General features: G+C 62.0%; 15 protein-coding genes. 7 read left to right on the forward strand and 8 right to left on the reverse strand.

The genetic code is table 11. The annotated features are described in order from the left end of the window. Positions 1 to 4: 4 nt before the first annotated feature. From G9C82_RS02990 to G9C82_RS03010, 5 genes are all read right to left on the reverse strand, one after another. Positions 5 to 793: a transporter substrate-binding domain-containing protein gene (locus G9C82_RS02990; protein WP_004962138.1), complete on the reverse strand. Its 789-nt coding sequence runs from the start codon at positions 791 to 793 to the stop codon at positions 5 to 7. 59 nt (positions 794 to 852) lie between these two features. Continuing rightward, positions 853 to 2,175: an aspartate aminotransferase family protein gene (locus G9C82_RS02995; RefSeq protein ID WP_127013330.1), complete on the reverse strand. Its 1,323-nt coding sequence runs from the start codon at positions 2,173 to 2,175 to the stop codon at positions 853 to 855. Positions 2,176 to 2,268: 93 nt separating this feature from the next. Further along, complete coding sequence (gene rocF / locus G9C82_RS03000) at positions 2,269 to 3,216, reverse strand: arginase (protein ID WP_004962144.1); 948 nt, start codon at positions 3,214 to 3,216, stop codon at positions 2,269 to 2,271. A 6-nt stretch (positions 3,217 to 3,222) separates the two neighbouring features. Then, positions 3,223 to 4,506 carry a glutamate dehydrogenase GdhB gene (gene gdhB / locus G9C82_RS03005; protein ID WP_004962147.1) on the reverse strand — a complete coding sequence of 428 codons (1,284 nt, stop codon included), beginning with the start codon at positions 4,504 to 4,506 and terminating at the stop codon, positions 3,223 to 3,225. A gap of 718 nt (positions 4,507 to 5,224) precedes the next feature. Further along, positions 5,225 to 6,031, reverse strand: coding sequence for an IclR family transcriptional regulator (locus G9C82_RS03010; RefSeq protein WP_011222993.1), 807 nt, complete (start codon positions 6,029 to 6,031; stop codon positions 5,225 to 5,227). 537 nt (positions 6,032 to 6,568) lie between these two features. On the opposite strand from G9C82_RS03010, the gene G9C82_RS03015 reads away from it, so the two are divergent. The 7 genes from G9C82_RS03015 to G9C82_RS03045 all read left to right on the forward strand — a co-directional run bounded on the left by G9C82_RS03015 (position 6,569) and on the right by G9C82_RS03045 (position 14,177). Beyond that, positions 6,569 to 7,294 (forward strand): hypothetical protein, encoded by a 726-nt coding sequence (locus tag G9C82_RS03015; protein ID WP_127013331.1) that lies wholly within the window; start codon positions 6,569 to 6,571, stop codon positions 7,292 to 7,294. 246 nt (positions 7,295 to 7,540) lie between these two features. Next, entirely contained in the window at positions 7,541 to 8,053 is a 513-nt protein-coding gene (locus tag G9C82_RS03020; RefSeq protein WP_127013332.1) for a plastocyanin/azurin family copper-binding protein, read from the forward strand. Position 8,054: 1 nt separating this feature from the next. Next, positions 8,055 to 10,034: a TAT-dependent nitrous-oxide reductase gene (gene nosZ, locus G9C82_RS03025; protein WP_127013333.1), complete on the forward strand. Its 1,980-nt coding sequence runs from the start codon at positions 8,055 to 8,057 to the stop codon at positions 10,032 to 10,034. Between the two features lie 28 nt (positions 10,035 to 10,062). After that, positions 10,063 to 10,854 carry a hypothetical protein gene (locus G9C82_RS03030; RefSeq protein ID WP_127013334.1) on the forward strand — a complete coding sequence of 264 codons (792 nt, stop codon included), beginning with the start codon at positions 10,063 to 10,065 and terminating at the stop codon, positions 10,852 to 10,854. Then, on the forward strand, positions 10,851 to 12,242 hold the full coding sequence (locus tag G9C82_RS03035) for a nitrous oxide reductase family maturation protein NosD (protein WP_127013335.1): 1,392 nt from the start codon (positions 10,851 to 10,853) through the stop codon (positions 12,240 to 12,242). Before G9C82_RS03030 ends, G9C82_RS03035 begins: the two co-directional genes overlap by 4 nt. Next, positions 12,229 to 13,236 carry an ABC transporter ATP-binding protein gene (locus G9C82_RS03040; RefSeq protein ID WP_127013336.1) on the forward strand — a complete coding sequence of 336 codons (1,008 nt, stop codon included), beginning with the start codon at positions 12,229 to 12,231 and terminating at the stop codon, positions 13,234 to 13,236. Before G9C82_RS03035 ends, G9C82_RS03040 begins: the two co-directional genes overlap by 14 nt. Next, positions 13,233 to 14,177, forward strand: a complete 945-nt coding sequence (locus tag G9C82_RS03045) for an ABC transporter permease (protein ID WP_127013337.1) — start codon at positions 13,233 to 13,235, stop codon at positions 14,175 to 14,177. Before G9C82_RS03040 ends, G9C82_RS03045 begins: the two co-directional genes overlap by 4 nt. 2 nt (positions 14,178 to 14,179) lie before the next feature. Here G9C82_RS03045 and G9C82_RS03050 read toward each other — a convergent pair whose 3' ends face one another. The 3 genes from G9C82_RS03050 to G9C82_RS03060 all read right to left on the reverse strand — a co-directional run bounded on the left by G9C82_RS03050 (position 14,180) and on the right by G9C82_RS03060 (position 17,219). Next, positions 14,180 to 15,076 carry a hypothetical protein gene (locus G9C82_RS03050; protein WP_007189908.1) on the reverse strand — a complete coding sequence of 299 codons (897 nt, stop codon included), beginning with the start codon at positions 15,074 to 15,076 and terminating at the stop codon, positions 14,180 to 14,182. 39 nt (positions 15,077 to 15,115) lie between these two features. Then, positions 15,116 to 16,213, reverse strand: coding sequence for a hypothetical protein (locus G9C82_RS03055; protein WP_007189909.1), 1,098 nt, complete (start codon positions 16,211 to 16,213; stop codon positions 15,116 to 15,118). A gap of 172 nt (positions 16,214 to 16,385) precedes the next feature. Then, positions 16,386 to 17,219: an MBL fold metallo-hydrolase gene (locus G9C82_RS03060; RefSeq protein WP_127013338.1), complete on the reverse strand. Its 834-nt coding sequence runs from the start codon at positions 17,217 to 17,219 to the stop codon at positions 16,386 to 16,388. Positions 17,220 to 17,245: the final 26 nt, after the last annotated feature.

Genomic DNA, 17,245 nt, shown 5'->3' on the forward strand with positions numbered 1-17,245 from the left:
GGCCTCACTTCTGTCCGAACCACTTCTCGGTCAGGTCTCGGTACGTCCCGTCGTCCTCGACTGTGGTTAGCCCGCTGTTGAGCGCGCCCGCAAGCTCGTCGTTACCGGACTGAATCCCGAAGCCGAACTGCTCACCAGTCTCGTGGACGAACGCAGACTTGATCGGGCGGTCTGCCACGAACGAGTTCGCGACGGGGACATCGATGATGATGACGTCGACGTTTTCGTTTAGCAAATCCTCGACGGCGAGTACGTAGTTACCGTATGCATTGTACTGCGACTCTGGAATCGTCCCCGCTTCGATGAGCTGATCCTTGATGACGGATTCACCGGTCGTCCCTTTCTGTGCCCCGACCGCTGCCTCAGAGAGGTCTTCCAGCGACGACGGTGAGAACGACCCGTTCTCCCGGACGATGATAGCCTGATTCGAACTGTAGTACGGGTCGGAGAAGTCGATGGCTTTGTCGCGTTCGTCGTTTATCGTCATGCCCGCCGCGACGACGTCGACGTTCCCGTTGTTCAGCGCTGGAATGAGTGATTTGAATTCAAGTTCTTCCCAGCCGCTCAGTTCGTACTCCGTCGCCGCGACAACGGCTTCCAGCAACTCGACGTCGAAGCCGACGAGTTCGCCGTCCTGCTTCATCTCAAACGGCGGAAAGCCCGGCGCTGTGCCCGCGGTGAGCGTCTGTGAGTCCCCGCTGTCCGACTGACAGCCAGCGACCGACAGGGTTGCGACAGTACCACCGATTGCCTGCAGATACCTCCGTCTGTCTACGCGTGCCTCTCGTGGCATAGTGCCACAGTCGAATCAGTCATATTTTAACATTTCGGTTACCGCAGAAATAGCGAGGGTCAGGCGGACGCGACAGCGCCTGCAACCTCGGTAAACACCGAATCGAGGATGTCGAGACAGAGTTCCAGTTCGCGCTCGGTAACGTCGAGTGGCGGGAGGAGTCGGAGAGATTTCTGGCCACAGCCGAGCGTGAGGAGGCCGTGCTGGAGCGCGGTTTCCATCACGGCGTCGCGTCGATCAGCCGTATCGAACTCCAGCGCGGTCATCAGGCCGAGGCCGCGCACGTCTTCGACCAGCGAACGGCCCGCCGAGATTTCGCGGAGCCGATCCATGAAGTACGTCCCCTTCTCGGCGGCGTTCTCTAGCAGGTCGTGGTCCTCGATAGCAGCAAGAGTCAGCGCGCCGCGCATCGAGCCGAGGATGTCGCCGGCCCCCCACGTCGAGGAGAGCCGCGACGTTTCGGACGGGAAGATGTCCGACCGGGAGACGGTTGCGCCGACCCGGAGCGCTTTCGCGCTCGTGATGACATCCGGTTCGATGTCGTAGTGGTCGACGGCCCACATCTCGCCAGTGCGGCCGACTCCTGACTGGATTTCGTCGGCGATGATCGGGATATCGTGTTCCCGGCAGAGGTCGTCGACGGCTGAGAGAAACTCGGGATTCGGAACGCGATAGCCGCCTTCGCCCTGTATCGGCTCGAGGATGAGGAACGCGACTTCCTCGGGCGGGATGTGGCCGGTGTCTGCGTCGAGTTTCGAACGGAGGCGCTCGACGCCAGCCTCGGAGTACTCCACGTCGTGAATCCCGCTGATTTCGGGGAATTTCCGGCGATAGACGGATTTCGAACGGTTCAGCGAAAGCGCCCCCAGTGTCCGACCGTGGAACGCGCCGTCGAAGGTAATGCCGTACTTCGGCGTCTCGCAGTTATCGTAACAGATCTTCATCGCGTTCTCGACGGCCTCGGCACCGGAGTTCGAGAGGAAGACGGTGTCGAAGTCGTACTGGCTGGTAATATCGGTCAGTTTGTCCATCAGGTGGGCGGGTCCCGGTAGCGACGTTTCGTCGGGTGAGCCGCCGGTGCTGATGTAGAAGTCCTGGCCGGCGATCTTCAGCGGGTCGACCATGTCGAACTCGTCGGCACGGTCGAGCACCTTCGGGTTGTTGTATCCGAGCGGCGACGCGGCGACGTGGCACGTGAAATCCAGCAGGACGTTGCCGTCCGCGTCTGTACAGAACGGACCGATTGCGTCCTCAGTGATGTCCCAGACGAAGTCGTACACATACGTGCTCGGCGCGGCGGTTTCGTGATGGTACTCGACCCACTCGCTGCTCTGTGGGCCAGGCATACTATCGACACGTGGCTCCGCAGTATCGCGGTCCATGCTAGCATAATTGAAATCATCAGTAATAAATCACTGTGTTCCGGGCCCGCGTACCGGCCGCATAACTGGGTCCTTGCTGCGGTTCGAAACGGGCTACAGGATCCGCTTGCCGAATGCGCTGGCGGCGAGTTCGGCCGCTCGCTCGCCCGTCGTGTTGCGCTGGTCGAGGATGGGGTTGACTTCGACGACATCGAGCGAGCGCAGCACTGATTCGGCGGCGTCGCGGTCGGCGACCCGTTCCATCGCCGTATGTGCCTCCCGGTATGTGACTCCGCCGGGAACCGGTGTCCCGACGCCCGGTGCGTCATCCGGGTCAAGCCAATCGAGGTCGAGGCTCACGTGGATGTCATCGACCCCGTCAGTCGCGATATCAAGTGCCTCATCGGTGACTGAGCCGATACCCTGCTTGTCGATGTCCGCCATCGTAAAGACGGAGATGTCGCTCTCGCGGAGGACCGCTCGTTCGTCGGCATCCAGACTCCGTGCGCCGACGATGACAGTGTTCTCCTCGGCGACATTCGGGGCGGTGGCCCACGGCATCTCTGCGAAATCGCCGTAGCCGTGAGCGGCCGCAAGCGGCATCCCGTGGACGTTGCCGCTGGGCGAGGTCGTCGGGGTGTTGTAATCCCCGTGCGCGTCGAACCAGATGACGCCGAGTTCGGACGCCTGAGCCGCACCGCGCATCGTGCCCATTGCGATAGAGTGGTCACCGCCTAACACCAGCGGCACGCTCCCGTCGGCTATTTCGGTCGCCACCCGGTCGGCAAGCGTGTCGGTCATCTCCGCGATAGCATCGAGGTACTTCGCACTGGCGTCGGCGGACGCCGGTTGGGACTGTAGCGTCGGCGGTGAAAGGTCCCCCGCGTCAGTGTAGTCGACGCCGGCCGTATCGAGCGCGGCGCTAAGGCCGCCGTAGCGAATCGCTGACGGACCCATGTCGACGCCGCGTCGGTCGGCACCGAGGGCGAACGGGACACCGAGCACCGCGACAGGTGACGTGGGACGACTGCGGTCTCGCGACTGGGTTGACTGAAGCGACATCCGTTGTTACGGCCATAGCCCACGGGCGTTCATAGCGTCACCGATTCGCGAGAGCGCGACAATATAGGCAGCCGTTCGCCACGTGACATCGCGATCCTCGACTTCGGCCTGCAGGGCCTCCCAGGCATCGAGCATCTCGGCTTCGAGTTCGTCGTTGACCTCTTCCCGGGACCAGCTCCGTCGGTTGATGTGCTGGAGCCATTCGAAGTAGCTCACGGTGACGCCACCGGCGTTGGCGAGGATATCCGGGATGACTGGGATATTGCGTTCCTCAAACACTGTATCGGCCGCTGTCGTTGTCGGGCCGTTCGCTCCTTCGACAATAATGCTCGCCTGCACGTCCGCAGCGTTCTCCTCGGTCAGGACGTTCCCGACTGCTGCGGGAATGAGGACATCGACATCGAGTTCCAGTAGCTCGGCGTTGGATAGCTGACGTGGTGCGTCAACAGCCCCCAGCTGGCCGTGCTCGTCACCATCGGCGGAAATGGATTCGATATCGAGGCCGGATTCGTCGTAGATACCGCCGTCGACATCGCTGACAGCGACAACGGAGGCGCCCCAGGAATCGAGGAGGCGTGCGGCGTTCGCCCCCACAGCGCCGAAGCCCTGTACAGCCACAGTGGCTCCCTCGACGCTCCCATCGTAGTAGTCGAGTGCTTCGCGGGCAACGATAGCGACGCTTCGGCCGGGTGCCTCCTCACGGCCGTGCGTCCCGCCGACTGCCGTCGGCTTGCCGGTCACAATTCCGGGAACCGTCTCGCCTTCCTGCATCGAATACGCGTCCATGAACCAGGCGACGGTCTGCTCGTCGGTCCCCATATCGGGTGCAGGGATGTCTTTCGTCGGCCCGACGACTTCGCGTAGTTCCTCGGCGAACCGGCGGGTCAACTGCTCGGTCTCCTGTGCGTCGAGCGTCGACGGGTCGACGACGATGCCGCCCTTCGCGCCGCCGAAGGGCAGGTCCATCACCGCGCACTTCCACGTCATCAACATCGCCAGCGCCGTACACTCCTCGGCGGAGACGCTTGGGTGGTATCGCATACCGCCTTTGTATGGCCCTCGGACCTCGAAGTGCTGGACGCGATATCCGTTGAACACTTCAACACTCCCGTCTGTCCGGTGGATCGGAACGGATACCTCGACAGTTTTCGATGGGTGACGGAGCTGTTCAAGCATCCCCTCAGAAAGGTCGAGGTGTTCGGCCGCTCGCTCCAGTTGGCGGCGGGCAGTCGCGATTGGCGATTCGTCCTCGTCTGTCGCTTGCTCTGGTGGCTCCTTCTGTGTGCTCATGATTGGTTGGTAGGTTTGGCGGTGCGTACGCCCACTCGGGACCAATTGGGCGAGTACGCTGGGTTGTTCAGCACGCTGTGTCCGTATGTACTGTCAACATCCGACGGCTGGAGTGAGACAGTGTATCGGCATCAATACTGGTATTGTTAATAAACATTTGGGACTGTCTGCGAGGCAGATAATTTGATACTAGCAAAAGCCAACAAAAATTCATCAAGCAGTTTTCAGGGAACAGTAAGCACCTCTAATGCCCTATCTGTAAAATACTGCCGTTAGATGGACTTGATATACTCAATTTGAGAGGGGTTACAGTATTTGCACAAAGGTGCGCCTGCTGGCACAGAGGATACTGTATGCGCGCTATATCGCGTCTAACTACCGGATAGGGTGCCGGCAACTGGTTTGAGAAAGTCAAAAACAGGCTTGGCGTCGTAGCAACGGAGTACTGTATCGAGGTATGTCAGCGACAAAGGTCTCAATCTCGGAATCTCCGGCCGTAGACCGCAGACAGCCACAGCTACTCGACCCGCTGTGCTATCCTGGCAGGGCCACTAACGATGGTACGACTGTTATTGTGGATGCCTTGCTGGAAGAATCACCCCGACCCACCGTCACAGTAGCGTAGCCGAGATTTGAGCTATCCAAATGTTGGAGGGCGGATACTGTCGTTGGTTAGTGGTCATCGCTGACACACAGCGACGAGCGTCTGACGCCGCTGTTACGTGCTCCGGTCAAACGAGGTCATTTCGAGATTGACTTCGATGAGGTTCGCTGCCTCCATCACCATCTCAGGAATTTCGCTGTCGAAGCGGGCCCCTTTCAGACGGCTGGTCGGTGCAGTCACACTGACCGCGCCAACAACGGTCCCATCGTTGTCCAAAATCGGCGCACCGACTGCCCGGAGGCCACGGATCTCTTCCTCGTCGTTTGTCGCGTATCCTCGCTCCTGAATTGTTTCTAGCTCGTCACAGAGCGTCTCTCGGTCCGTAATCGTGTGCTGTGTCTGTTGTGAAAGGCCTTCCCGGTCGATTATTTTCTCAACGCGCTCGTCCGGGAGACACGAGAGGATTGCCTTCCCCGAAGCGCTGTCGTGGAGGTGTTGTGGGGCCTCCCGCAACTGGAGGTGGTAGTCCATCCCGACGGCGTGTTCGCCCCGCCGCTCGTAGATGGCGACTTCGCGGCCGTCGTTTTCGACGACCAGATGGACGTACTCACCGGACCTGTCGGCCAGTTTGTCGACTTCCTCCTGGCCGGCAGTGTAGAGCTCTGTCTCGTTGCGGACGTGTTCGCCCATCGTGACGAACCGAAAGCCAAGCTGGTACGTGTCGTTGTCCTTCGTGAGAAAGCCACAGTCGGTCAGGGTCGCAAGATACGTGTGCAGCGTTCCCTGGGAGAGTTCGATTCGCTCGCTCAGTTCCTGCAATGTCGCGCTGTTTGCCTCTTGTACGGCTTCGATGATTTCGCAGGCGTTCTCCACGGACTGTATCCGCCGGCCCGTGTTTTGTGTGTCGGCGTCGTCGGTCATTACCGAGTAGAGTTGCCGTCATTATTTAAAACCCAGATGTAAGCGATGAGCGGCCGGACCAACCAGCGGCCGCTGGCAACCGACACCTGTCAATACCCGACACAATAAGACTGTACGGGTACCGGTATATAGAAATACTTCGCTCGAAACATATCCAAAGTCGTGTTTTTAATATTACTCATGCAGATAGACAGCCTTCAGCTATCGATACCGCAATTATATCTCAATAATCCGAGTTTATAGATGTAGTTAGGCGCAAAAATAATCACAGATGTGTCTATTTTTGATTCAGTAGCGAATTTTGGCCCTCGTATATTTTAGATGGCACATATTTATATCCAAATCTGATCGATAGGTCTTGGTCCCGGAACCAGATGCTATTCCATTCCAACTGGAATTGCCGATGTACCGAGACCGCAAGACACACAGCGAACGCAACGCTCCTGTCCCGAGTGCCTTTATAAATAACCGTCCAGAACACGGTGGTGTTGACGGGTAACTAAAACACTTATTGTTGTTACTGAACGAGAGACTAGTATGTCAACGACGCCTGCGCAGGACGGCACGCAGTGGTTCCTGCACACATGGCGAGACCACATTCTCGAGCCGATAGAGACGGCTCTCACTGTGCTCGACGTGGAGCATACCGAGCTTGCAGCCGAGCAAGACGGGCTCGAGGACTTTCTACAGCGTCTGCGTGCCGTCGACCCCGCCCAACAGCCCTCCGCCCCCGTTGGTGCGCGAAGTCGACAGTCCGAATCCGGCCCCGTCAAAGCGCTACGGGACGCCTACGCCGACACGGTGCTGGCTGTCGACCATTACGAGTCAGTGTACGACGAATCGCTGGTCGAGAACGTCGCTATCGAGTTCGGGCCAGACTACGCAGCGCTGTTTCACCCTGAGACGAACGTCGGGTTCTCACCGCCGCTCAAACGCTCGCTGGTGGCCGCGGCTGAGCAAGCAATCGACGAACGGATCTCGCTGGACCGCGCTGTCAAAATCGAACAGGAATCGATGCAGGAGTACCACAGCAGTTTACAGGAGATCATCGAGACACTCGACAGCACAGTCGTGCCTGAGTGGTATCGCGAGACGTTCCGAAACGACGTTACAGCGCTGCTACAGGAGCGCCAAGAACAACTCCACGCAAGCGTTCACCGGTTCGAGACACACGAGTTCTGCACGTATATGTACGAAGAGCAGTTCTGGACGTACCCGGTGTTGACCAGTCTCGCGCGGCTACAGGAATCTGTGGACAGTTGAACGAAGGCGGTCCCCAGAGCAGACAGTCGTAAGCGTCACCGAAGCGCGGTGAACTGGCCGCCGGCATCCACCACCCAACTCGGGGAGCCCAGAGACGATTACACAGTCGTTGTATTCTGTGGCAATCGTCACGAAGGGTCACCATTCACTATTTACCGGCGAACATATTCGCCCGGCTTCCTGCCAAATGAGAGTGCGGTTCCCTATATATACAGGCTGGTCTTCGAGTTGCAGCCGTGAGCTATCATGGAAACGCGTAGAACATTCGTACGCGGTCTGGGTCTCGCGGCTGGAGTCGCGCTGGCTGGCTGTTCGTCGGGCGGCGGGTCCGATAGTGGCGATGACGGCGATTCGGGGAGCGGCGGTGACGGGTCAGACAGCGGCGAGACCGAGTCCAGTGACGGCGGGAGCGAGTCCGAGTGGGTCGAGACGAGCACCGTCGAAATGACGGATGAACTGGCATACGAGCCGAAGAAAATCCAGGTCGAGTCAGGGACGACGGTCACGTTCGAGAACGTCGGTAGCATCGGCCACACGGTGACGGCCTACGAAGACAAGATCCCCGACGGCGCGGATTACTTCGCATCCGGCGGGTTCGACTCCCTGCAGGCCGCGAAAGACGGCTACAGCAACGGGCAGGAAGGCAATATCCCGAAAGGTGAGAGCTACGAGGTCACGCTGGAGACGACCGGGACGTACGAATACTACTGCATCCCCCACGAGATGAACGGGATGGTCGGCACAATCAAGGTGGTCTGATATGAGTAAGCACGAAACCCCACGCGACCCGAACGAAGTCCTCGAAGAGTACGAAGAAACGCTCGATTCGGTGCTGGCGGAGGTCGAGTCCCCCGATGAGGCGACAACGGATGACGACATCTCCCTGGGACTACCCGGCCTTTCGCTCGGTCGCCGGGACTTCATGAAAGCCGGCGTCGCCGCCGGTTCGATGGGGTCGGTGGCCGGCTGTTCAGCGTTGAGCGGCGGCGACAGTAGCGCTGGCAGCCAGTCAACGCCCTCGAGCAGCGGTGCGAGTCACACGGTCGAGCCGGGCGAACACGACGAGTACTACGGCTTCTGGTCCGGCGGCCACTCTGGCGAACTGCGGGTCATCGGCATCCCGTCGATGCGGGAACTCACCCGTATTCCGGTGTTCAACACCGACTGTGCGTCGGGCTATGGCTTCACCGATGGCACGCAGGAGATGCTGGAGGAAGGCGGTGGCTACAGCTGGGGTGACAATCACCACCCGAACCTCTCGGAGACGGACGGCGACTACGATGGCGAGTATCTGTACGTCAACGACAAGGCCAATGGCCGCATCGCCCGTGTGAATCTCACGTACTTCGAGACGGACGCCATCACGGACGTCCCGAACATGCAGGCCATCCACGGCTGTTGTGTCCTCTCGCCGGACACGAAGTACGTGCTTGGCAACGGCGAGTTCCGCGCGCCCCTGCCTAACGACGGGACCGACGCGAAGAACCCGGACAACTACACGTCGCTGTTCGTCGCCGTCGACCCCGACTCTATGGAGACCCAGTGGCAGGTCAAAGTCGACGGGAACCTCGACATCGTCGACACCGGCAAAGAAGGTCGGTGGGCCATCTCCTCGGCGTACAACAGCGAGGAGGCCACCGACATTCAGGGGATGACGAAGGACGACCGAGACAACGTCAAGGCCTTCGACATCCCGGCCATCGAACAGGCCGTCGAGAACGGCAACTACGAGGAGGTCAACGGCATCCCCATCGTCGACGGGACGCAGGGCAGTTCGCTCAATCAGGGCGACCGCCCCATCGTGAAGTACATCCCGACGCCGAAAAGCCCCCACTGTGTCGAGGTCGGGCCGAACGGCGACTACGCCTTCATCGCGGGGAAGCTCTCCCCGACGGTGACGATGCTCGACCTGAACGCGCTGGCAGACTCCTCCGACCCGGAGGAGGTCGTCGCCGGGCGACCGCGCGTCGGGCTCGGCCCGCTGCACACGACCTTCGACGGCAACGGCCACGCCTACACGTCGCTGTTCATCGACTCCCAGACAGCCAAGTGGGACATCGAGGCGGCTGTCGAGGCAGAGGAGGGGTCAGAGGACCCTATCATCGAGAAGCAGGACGTCCACTACAACCCGGGGCACATCCAGGCCCTTGAGGCGATGACGACCGACCCAGACGGGAAGTGGCTCGTCAGCCTCAACAAGCTCTCGAAAGACCGGTTCCTCCCGGTCGGTCCGATAATGCCTGACAACGACCAGCTCATCCACATCGGACAGGGCGAGGAGGAGATGGAGCTGGTCGCGGACCACCCGGCCTACCCCGAGCCACACGACTGCGTGTTCGCGCACAAGGACAAGATAGACGCCAAGAAGGTGTACGACAAGGACGACTACGAGGAGACCTACATCACCGAGGAGGACTCCGGCGTCGAGCGCACGGGCGACAACAGCGTCCACGTCAAGATGACGACCAAGCGCTCGGAGTTCGGCCTGCCGGACTTCACGGTCCAGGAGGGCGACGAGGTGAAACTCTCCACGACCAACATCGAAGGCGTGCAGGACATCATCCACGGCGTCGCCATCCCCGAGCACGACATCAACTACGCCGTGGCCCCACAGGACACCCGCGAAGTCACGTTCACGGCTGATGACCCCGGGGTGTACTGGATCTACTGCACGTACTTCTGTAGCGCCCTGCACCTGGAGATGCGCAGCCGGATGATCGTCGAACCGGCGGAGGGCTAGCCACGGCCCGCTTCGGAGGTGTCCAGCCATGCAACGACCTACTTTCGACGACTTCCGCGAGATCCGGCGGGGCCTCCCCGCGGTAGCGGCGCTGCTGTTCGTCGCGGCGCTCGCGTTCCCGATGTGGCACATTAGCGTCGACGCGGTCCAGTACCCGAGCACGACGCTTCACGTCTCCCTGTACGCCTACCCGCGGCTGACTGGAGACTTCACCGAGATGGCGCGGCTGAACCACTACATTGGGTTCTACTTCCCCGACCCGGTGTTAGTCGAGCCGAACTTCCCCGTTGAGGAGAACGCCATCGACGTGCCCGAGTGGTCCCTTGGCCCGGTGGCGTTCATCGGCGTCTCGCTGCTGTCGGTGTTCGTCGCCGTCGCACCGACTACCGAGAAGCTCAAACGCGGCCTGAAATACCAGTTCGGCGGCACCGTGCTTGTGTTCACCGTGATGCTCGGCGACATCCAGTTCCGGCTCTGGCAGGCCGGGCACACGCTCGACCCGGGTGCGCCGGTGATGGGCGTCGCCGGCTTCACACCGCCGCTGTGGGGGCAGTACCAGGTCGCCAACATCACTAGCGTCTCCCGGTTCGGCCTCGGCGCGTACATGGCCGCCACGGCCGTCGGACTGCTTGCGGTTTCGTACTACTACCGCGACCAGGCGGCGACGTTCAGCGAACTCCCGGCCCGAATTCGCAACGGGCTCACCGGGCTTCCCGACGCCGTTCGGGACCGTGACGACGATACTGACGATGAGGAAGGCGCCCCGCACCGTCCGACGACCACCGCGGCCGAACCTGACAAACCAGAAACCCACTCATGAGCCCACTGTCCCACGATTTCGAGCGAGTGTTCGCCGTTGGTACCGCGGTCCTGCTCGTGCTGTCGGTCATGGCTGTCGGGATGGCCAGCGCCGGTGAGGCCGACGGCACCCGCGACGACCTCGCCTTCGACCCCGACGTGCCCGACACCGACTCGTTCACCACCCCGTCGGCCGACGGCACCGCGACGGTCGACGGCCAAACGTACGACAGCGCGCAAGCGGCGGTCGACGCGGCGGACCCCGGCGACACCGTCACGCTTGACGGTCGCTTCGACGAGACTCTCGTCGTGACGACGCCGAACGTCACGCTGGCCGGGAGCGGTCCCGGGTCGACGTTGCTGCACGGTGATGGCGAGGGCGATGTGCTCGCCGTCGAAGCCCAGGGCGTTACCGTATCAGATCTCTGGGTCCGCAACAGCGGCTACAGCACGGCGACGAACGACGCCGCGATATTCGTCAACGCAAGCGAGGTCACTGTCCGTAACAGCCGCGTGACCGACATGACCTTCGGCATCTGGCTCGACGGCGTCGACGACGCCGAGGTCCGCAACAACACCATCGTCGGCCGCGAGGAGATAACGCAGTTGACCAAGCGGGGCAACGGCATCCAGATATGGAAGACCGAGGACAGCGTCATCCGGAACAACGACATCACCACCGTCCGGGACGGGCTCTACTTCAACTGGGCGAAAGACGTCAACGCCAGCGAAAACACGATGTGGGGCCTCCGGTACGGGGTCCACTACATGTACTCCGACGACTCGAACCTGCGGAACAACACCGCCTTCGACAACGACGTCGGGTACGCGCTGATGGTGTCGAAACACCTCGTCATCGAGGACAACGTTGCGGTGAACAACAGCGGACAGTCCGGCCACGGTATCCTCGTCAAGAGTATCGACGACACGGACATCCGCGGCAACCACCTCGTCGACAACGAGAACGGGCTGTTCGTCTACAACTCCGTCAGCAACCGCATCATCGGAAACCTCGTCGTCGGCAACAACATCGGCGTCCACATCGCCGCGGGGAGCACCGACGGCACCGTGACCGAGAACAGTTTCATTCGCAACAACAGGCCGGTGCTCGCGGTGATGAGCGACCAGGTCCACTGGAACGAAAGCGTCGGGAACTACTGGTCCCGGGCGAACCCGACCGATGTTGACGACGACGGTGTCGGCGACACCCGCTACCAGCCGGCTGGGACGGTCCAGCAGGTGACCGCCGAAAAGCCCGCAGCACGGGTGTTCGCCAGTAGCCCGGCCTTCGACGCCGTTCGGCTGGCTGAGTCGTCCGTTCCAGTCGTTCAGTCGCCCGGCGTGGTCGATGCCCGCCCGCTCACCGAACCACCCCACGAGAACTGGAGGAGCTACTATGAACGTGATTGACGTCGACGACGTATCGAAAGCCTACGGCGATGTGCAGGCGCTTGACGGACTGAGTCTGTCTGTCGAACAGGGAGCCACCCTCGGCGTGTTCGGCACGAACGGGGCCGGCAAGACGACGCTGTTCAAACTGCTTGTCGGGCTGAACCGACCGGACGAGGGGAGCGTCTCAGTCGCCGGTGCGGACCCGACCGACGGGACCACCGTTCGCGAGCGAGTGCGCTACCTGCCGGAACACGCCGGCTTCCCGCCGAGCCTGACTGGCCGCGAAATACTCAGCTTCCACGCCCGGATGCGCTCGGTACCCCGGGAGGACCGAGACCACCACGTCGAGCGCATCCTGCACACTGTCGGACTCGCGGACGCCGCGGACCGACGCGTCGGCGGCTACTCAAACGGAATGAACCGCCGGCTCGGCCTCGGGACGGCGCTCGTCGGCGAGCCGGCCGTGTTGATACTCGACGAACCGACCGCGGGGCTCGACCCCGACGGCATCCGGGCGTTCCACGAGGTCGTGGAAGCCCTTGCAGCCGAGATGGACGTGACTATCGTCTTCTCCTCGCACGCGCTCGGGGAGATTCAGCGGCTCTGCTCGGCGGCGGTCATCATCGCCGACGGACAGGTGGCAACCGCGGGGCCAGTCGAAGAGCTTCGCCGCGCCGCCGCCGACCAGGTGACGGTGTCGCTGTCGCTTGCGTCCGAGGCGGCCGCGAGCGCCGCGGTGACCGACCTCGGGGACCACGAGGCAGTGTCCAGCGTCAGCCGCTCCGGTGCGGACGTGACGGCACGGACCACGCCGGCTGATGCTTACGACCTCCTGACCGCCGTTGGTGAGGGGGCCAACATCGACCGCTTCGAGGTCCGCGAACCAGGCCTCGAAGCCGCGTTCCACGAGGCCGTCGGGGCGGATAACGGCGATGGCTCCGGCTCCGACAGCACAGCGTCGGCAGCGGCTGCGGAGGCGGCGACCGAGGACTCGGGAGGTGAGCCGGCATGAGCGAGGACGAGTCATCGACGGACCCGGCCCCCGACGGCGGCGTCGTTTCGGTCGACGCTCCAGCCACCCGGTTACACGACGGTGGAACCGAGGGGCATACGGCCACGGATACGACCGACGAATCGGCGCTCGCCCGGCTTGCCGACAGCAGTCTGCTGACCATCGCTCGTCGGGAGTACCGGCTGGCCGTCCGGAGCCGGTGGGCGCTCGGCGTGGCGCTGCTGTTCGGCCTCTTTACCACCGCAGTCGTCCAGTTCGGCGCGAGCTCGGTCGGCCCGGGTCGGTTTGACGCGGTGGTTGCGACTATCGCCGAACTCGGCGTCTACCTCGTCCCGCTGACCGCGCTAGCGGTCGGCTACGACGCCATTGTCGGTGCCGACGAGCGCGGCTCGCTCGAACTCATGCTCGCGCTCCCGGTCACGAAAGGCCGTGTCGTCATCGGCACTGCCATCGGCCGGGCGGCGGTGCTGTCCGGCGCGATGTTGCTCGGCTTCGTTCCCGGCGCGCTGTTGACTGTCCGCTACATCGGCCTCGCCAGCGTCGGCCAGTACGCGGCGGTCGCCCTCGCAGCGGTGTTGACCGGCTGTGCGATGCTCGGCGTGGCGGTGCTGGTCTCGACGGTCGCACGGACGAAAACCCACGCGCTCGGTGCCGCACTCGCCATCTGGCTGTGGGTCGCGCTGTTGCACGACCTGGTGGCGCTAGGGGCCGTCGCGGGGTTCGACCTCGGGTCCGGCGCTATCGCCGCGGCGATACTGCTCAACCCCGTGGACTGTTTCCGGGTACTCGCGCTCTCGCAGGTGGACGTGGTCGCCGGCGGCTTCGGGAGCGTGCTGGCACAGGCCGGGCTGACCACGCCAATGGTCGCTGCGGGACTCGTCGCGTGGGTCGTCGTGCCCGTCGGCGTCGCCGCGAAACTCATTCAGCGGCGGCGTCTCTGAACCTAAATCGACTGCAGCGCTGTTTCTTCTGGTTCCTCGAACAGACTGGCGACCCGTTCCGTCGTCTCGGTGCGCTCGTGAGCGTTTTCCAGAAGGACGGTTTCGCTAGGGAACAGCTGCTCGCCGAGTTCGAGCCCGTGGTCCCGCGCAGTCGACCCCGTAACGGTGAGGTAGACGCCGAGGCCGGTCGCCGCGATGTCTGCCTCTTCCTCGCCGCCCTCCGTGGGATACGTAAAGGAGACGCCATCGAGCGCACTCGTCCCGAGGACGGCTTCAACGAGCCGCTCGTACCGCGGTGAGATACAGAGTTCACCCTCGTAGTTGGTGACGAAATCCCGGTCGAGAGGCCCGTCCTGTGTGTCCATGACCTCCGGCGTCGCTAGCAGTGTGTGATACACTGTATCGCCCAGCCCGGTCACGACCCGTACGTCGGTGTCCAGCGGATCGATGCGGTCGTTGATCTCGTGGATGGCGGTCAGCGGTTCGTCCCGAAGCTGAACGACTTCTTCGAGCACGAGGTCGGCGCTGTCGAACCCGAGCGCAAACTCGTGTGTCCGGAGCGCCCGGAACGGTTCCTCGCGGCCGACCAGCTGGACGTCACCGTGTTCGGTCGGGACGGTGACGCTGTCGAAGACGATCCGTCGGGGCATCCCGTCGCGGTCGTCACGGAGCAGCGTATACTCTGGCTTGTATGGCGCATCGAGCGAGGAGTAATCGCTGATGCGATGGTACACGTCGGCGACCGCGTCCTGATTGCCTTTGGTGACGGCCTTCTCGTAGCGAAGCGTCGAGATGATATCGTCGGCCAGGTCGGTCGTCCCCGTGCGTCCGGCGAGTCGCTCCAGCACTGCTTCGAGGGGCCGGCCCTTGCGCGGGACGGCCACTCTCGTCGTCGTCATTATGCAGGCACAGACGGGGGACCGGTAAAACGAGTTCGGTTAGTCGCCGCCGCCGATGACCGACGACAGCTGTTCGCGCCACTGTTTGAGCTCTTCGATCTCCGATTCGGTTTCGTTTATCCGGTCAGCGAGTTTCCCATCGTCAATCTCCTCGCGGACGGCTTCGATGTCGTCTTCGAGATCGTCAAGCTGCCCTTCGACGCTCTCGACTTCTCCGGAAAGCTCGTCGACCTTGTCGGAGGCGGACGTGGCTGTATTCGTCGCCGACTGGACCTCGTCCTGAAACCCTTCCAAGGCCTCTTCGAAGGAATCGAGGCGCTCGCCGAACTCCTGAATCATGTCCTCGCCAGTGCCGTTCTCCTCGAGGAACTCTTCGAGGGCATCGGTGTACGCACGGAGGTCTGCAACATCGCTCTGGATGCGCTGAATCCGAGCATCATTGACGCCGCCAGTGTCGCTGTCGTCCTCAGAAACGGCGTCAAGCGCGCGCTTGAGGAGCTTCACGTCTTCGGGTGAGACATTCTGATCGCGGATTTCCTGTGCCATCGTCGCAACGACAGCGCCGGATTGTACCTCGGAGTCCGCCGGTGCGGCGTTGCTCTCTTCGGGGGCTTCGACACTTGAGTCCGGGTTGTTCGGGTCCGAGAGGTCGAGCGTCTCGATGTCCTCGTCGTCATCGTCTTCGAGGCCGGGAACGCTGTCGGCGTCACCAGCGATGACGTCTCGGACAGCCTCGTCGCCGCCTCCGACGAGGTCCTCCTGGTCTTCATCCAGTGGCGGGTCCACACTCTCGATTTCGGGTTCCGTCAAGAATTTCTCGACGTCGTCGGTGCCCGTCGCACGAATGCCGTAGACAGTCGTGTAGTCGGCTTCGGCTTCAAGTTCCTTCTCGAAGGCGATCCGGTTTTCGTTGATGTCCCAGTACTCGCTGCCGTACTCGGGGTGGAAGCCCAGATCCTCGACTGCCACGTCGTCTGGAACAGTGTCGACTAGCCTGACTGTCACCGGAACGGACCGCCGCGAAGTGAGATTAAACGCTATCGCGGGCACGGGAAACTCGTCCGCCTCGAACCGCTTGGTCACTGTCACACCATCGGCAGCGACAGTGACTTCGTCGTAGGCTTGCGAATTGCTCATGGTCTGTATGGTCTCAGCAATAGTATTAAAGGTACGTACCTGACCAACATTTACGCCTTTTTTCTATACGACGGTCATTAATATAATGTGTTAGACGTAAGCTCAGTAACACGAACAGGGCGTGAGACAGGAAGGACTGATAATCCGTCTGCTCAGCACTGGCAGACCGCTTTCAGTCGAGGTCGTACCGATCGCCGATTTCAATGATTGAAAACGTCGAGGGATGCTCGAAGCTGTTGGCGTGGTTGTGCAGGACGGTCGGCTCCGTTGTCATTCCCTTCCACATGTCCCAGTGGGTCGGGATGAGGGTGTCCAGCTGGAGTTCGTTCGCGGCTTCGATAATCATGTTCTCGTCGTTGTACCACTGCGTTCGCGTCGGTTCGCCGGTCTCCTTGTCGTCGATCATCCCGACCGTCCCGAACGCGAGAACGCCGACGTCAATGTCGTAGTGCTCGCCGACAGACTCGAACTCGCCGGGGCGGGCGTCGCCGCCGTGGAAGAACGTACCGGCGTCGTGTTCGAACACGTACGACACCGGGTGCTCGGCGTCGGGATCGTTGGCCGGTTCGACGTGAACTGTCAGGTCGCCGATTTCGAGCGTGTCCCCCTCCGTGACTTCGTGGAGCTGGTCGTCGGTGACGCTGTAGTTCTCCAGCCACGCCTCCTCTCGGATAACGTCGTGACCACTGTCAGTCGTATAGTAGTCCGCGCCTGTCCCGGCGAGAATCGGCGCTTGTGACGGCCCGTGAACGTGGTCGGTATGCTCGTGGGTACCCAGAACCGCGTCGCACTCGGTGATGTCTTCGGGATTGAACGGCACTGGGACCATCCGGACGGTCCGCGGCGGGTCGCCCGTGCCGAGATACGGGTCGATGAAGACGGTCGTCCCGCCACTGGATTTCACGATGAAGCCGTTACAGCCCAGATACCAGATCGCCAGTCCGTCGGGTGTCGCCGACTCCACCGCACGCGGGAGCCAGTCGTCCCAATCAGATTCGACTGTCATGTCGGGAGATGCCACGCCCGGTCGCT

Origin of the sequence: Haloarcula sp. R1-2 (genome assembly GCF_011627385.1) — an archaeon.
GTDB classification, from domain to species: domain Archaea; phylum Halobacteriota; class Halobacteria; order Halobacteriales; family Haloarculaceae; genus Haloarcula; species Haloarcula marismortui.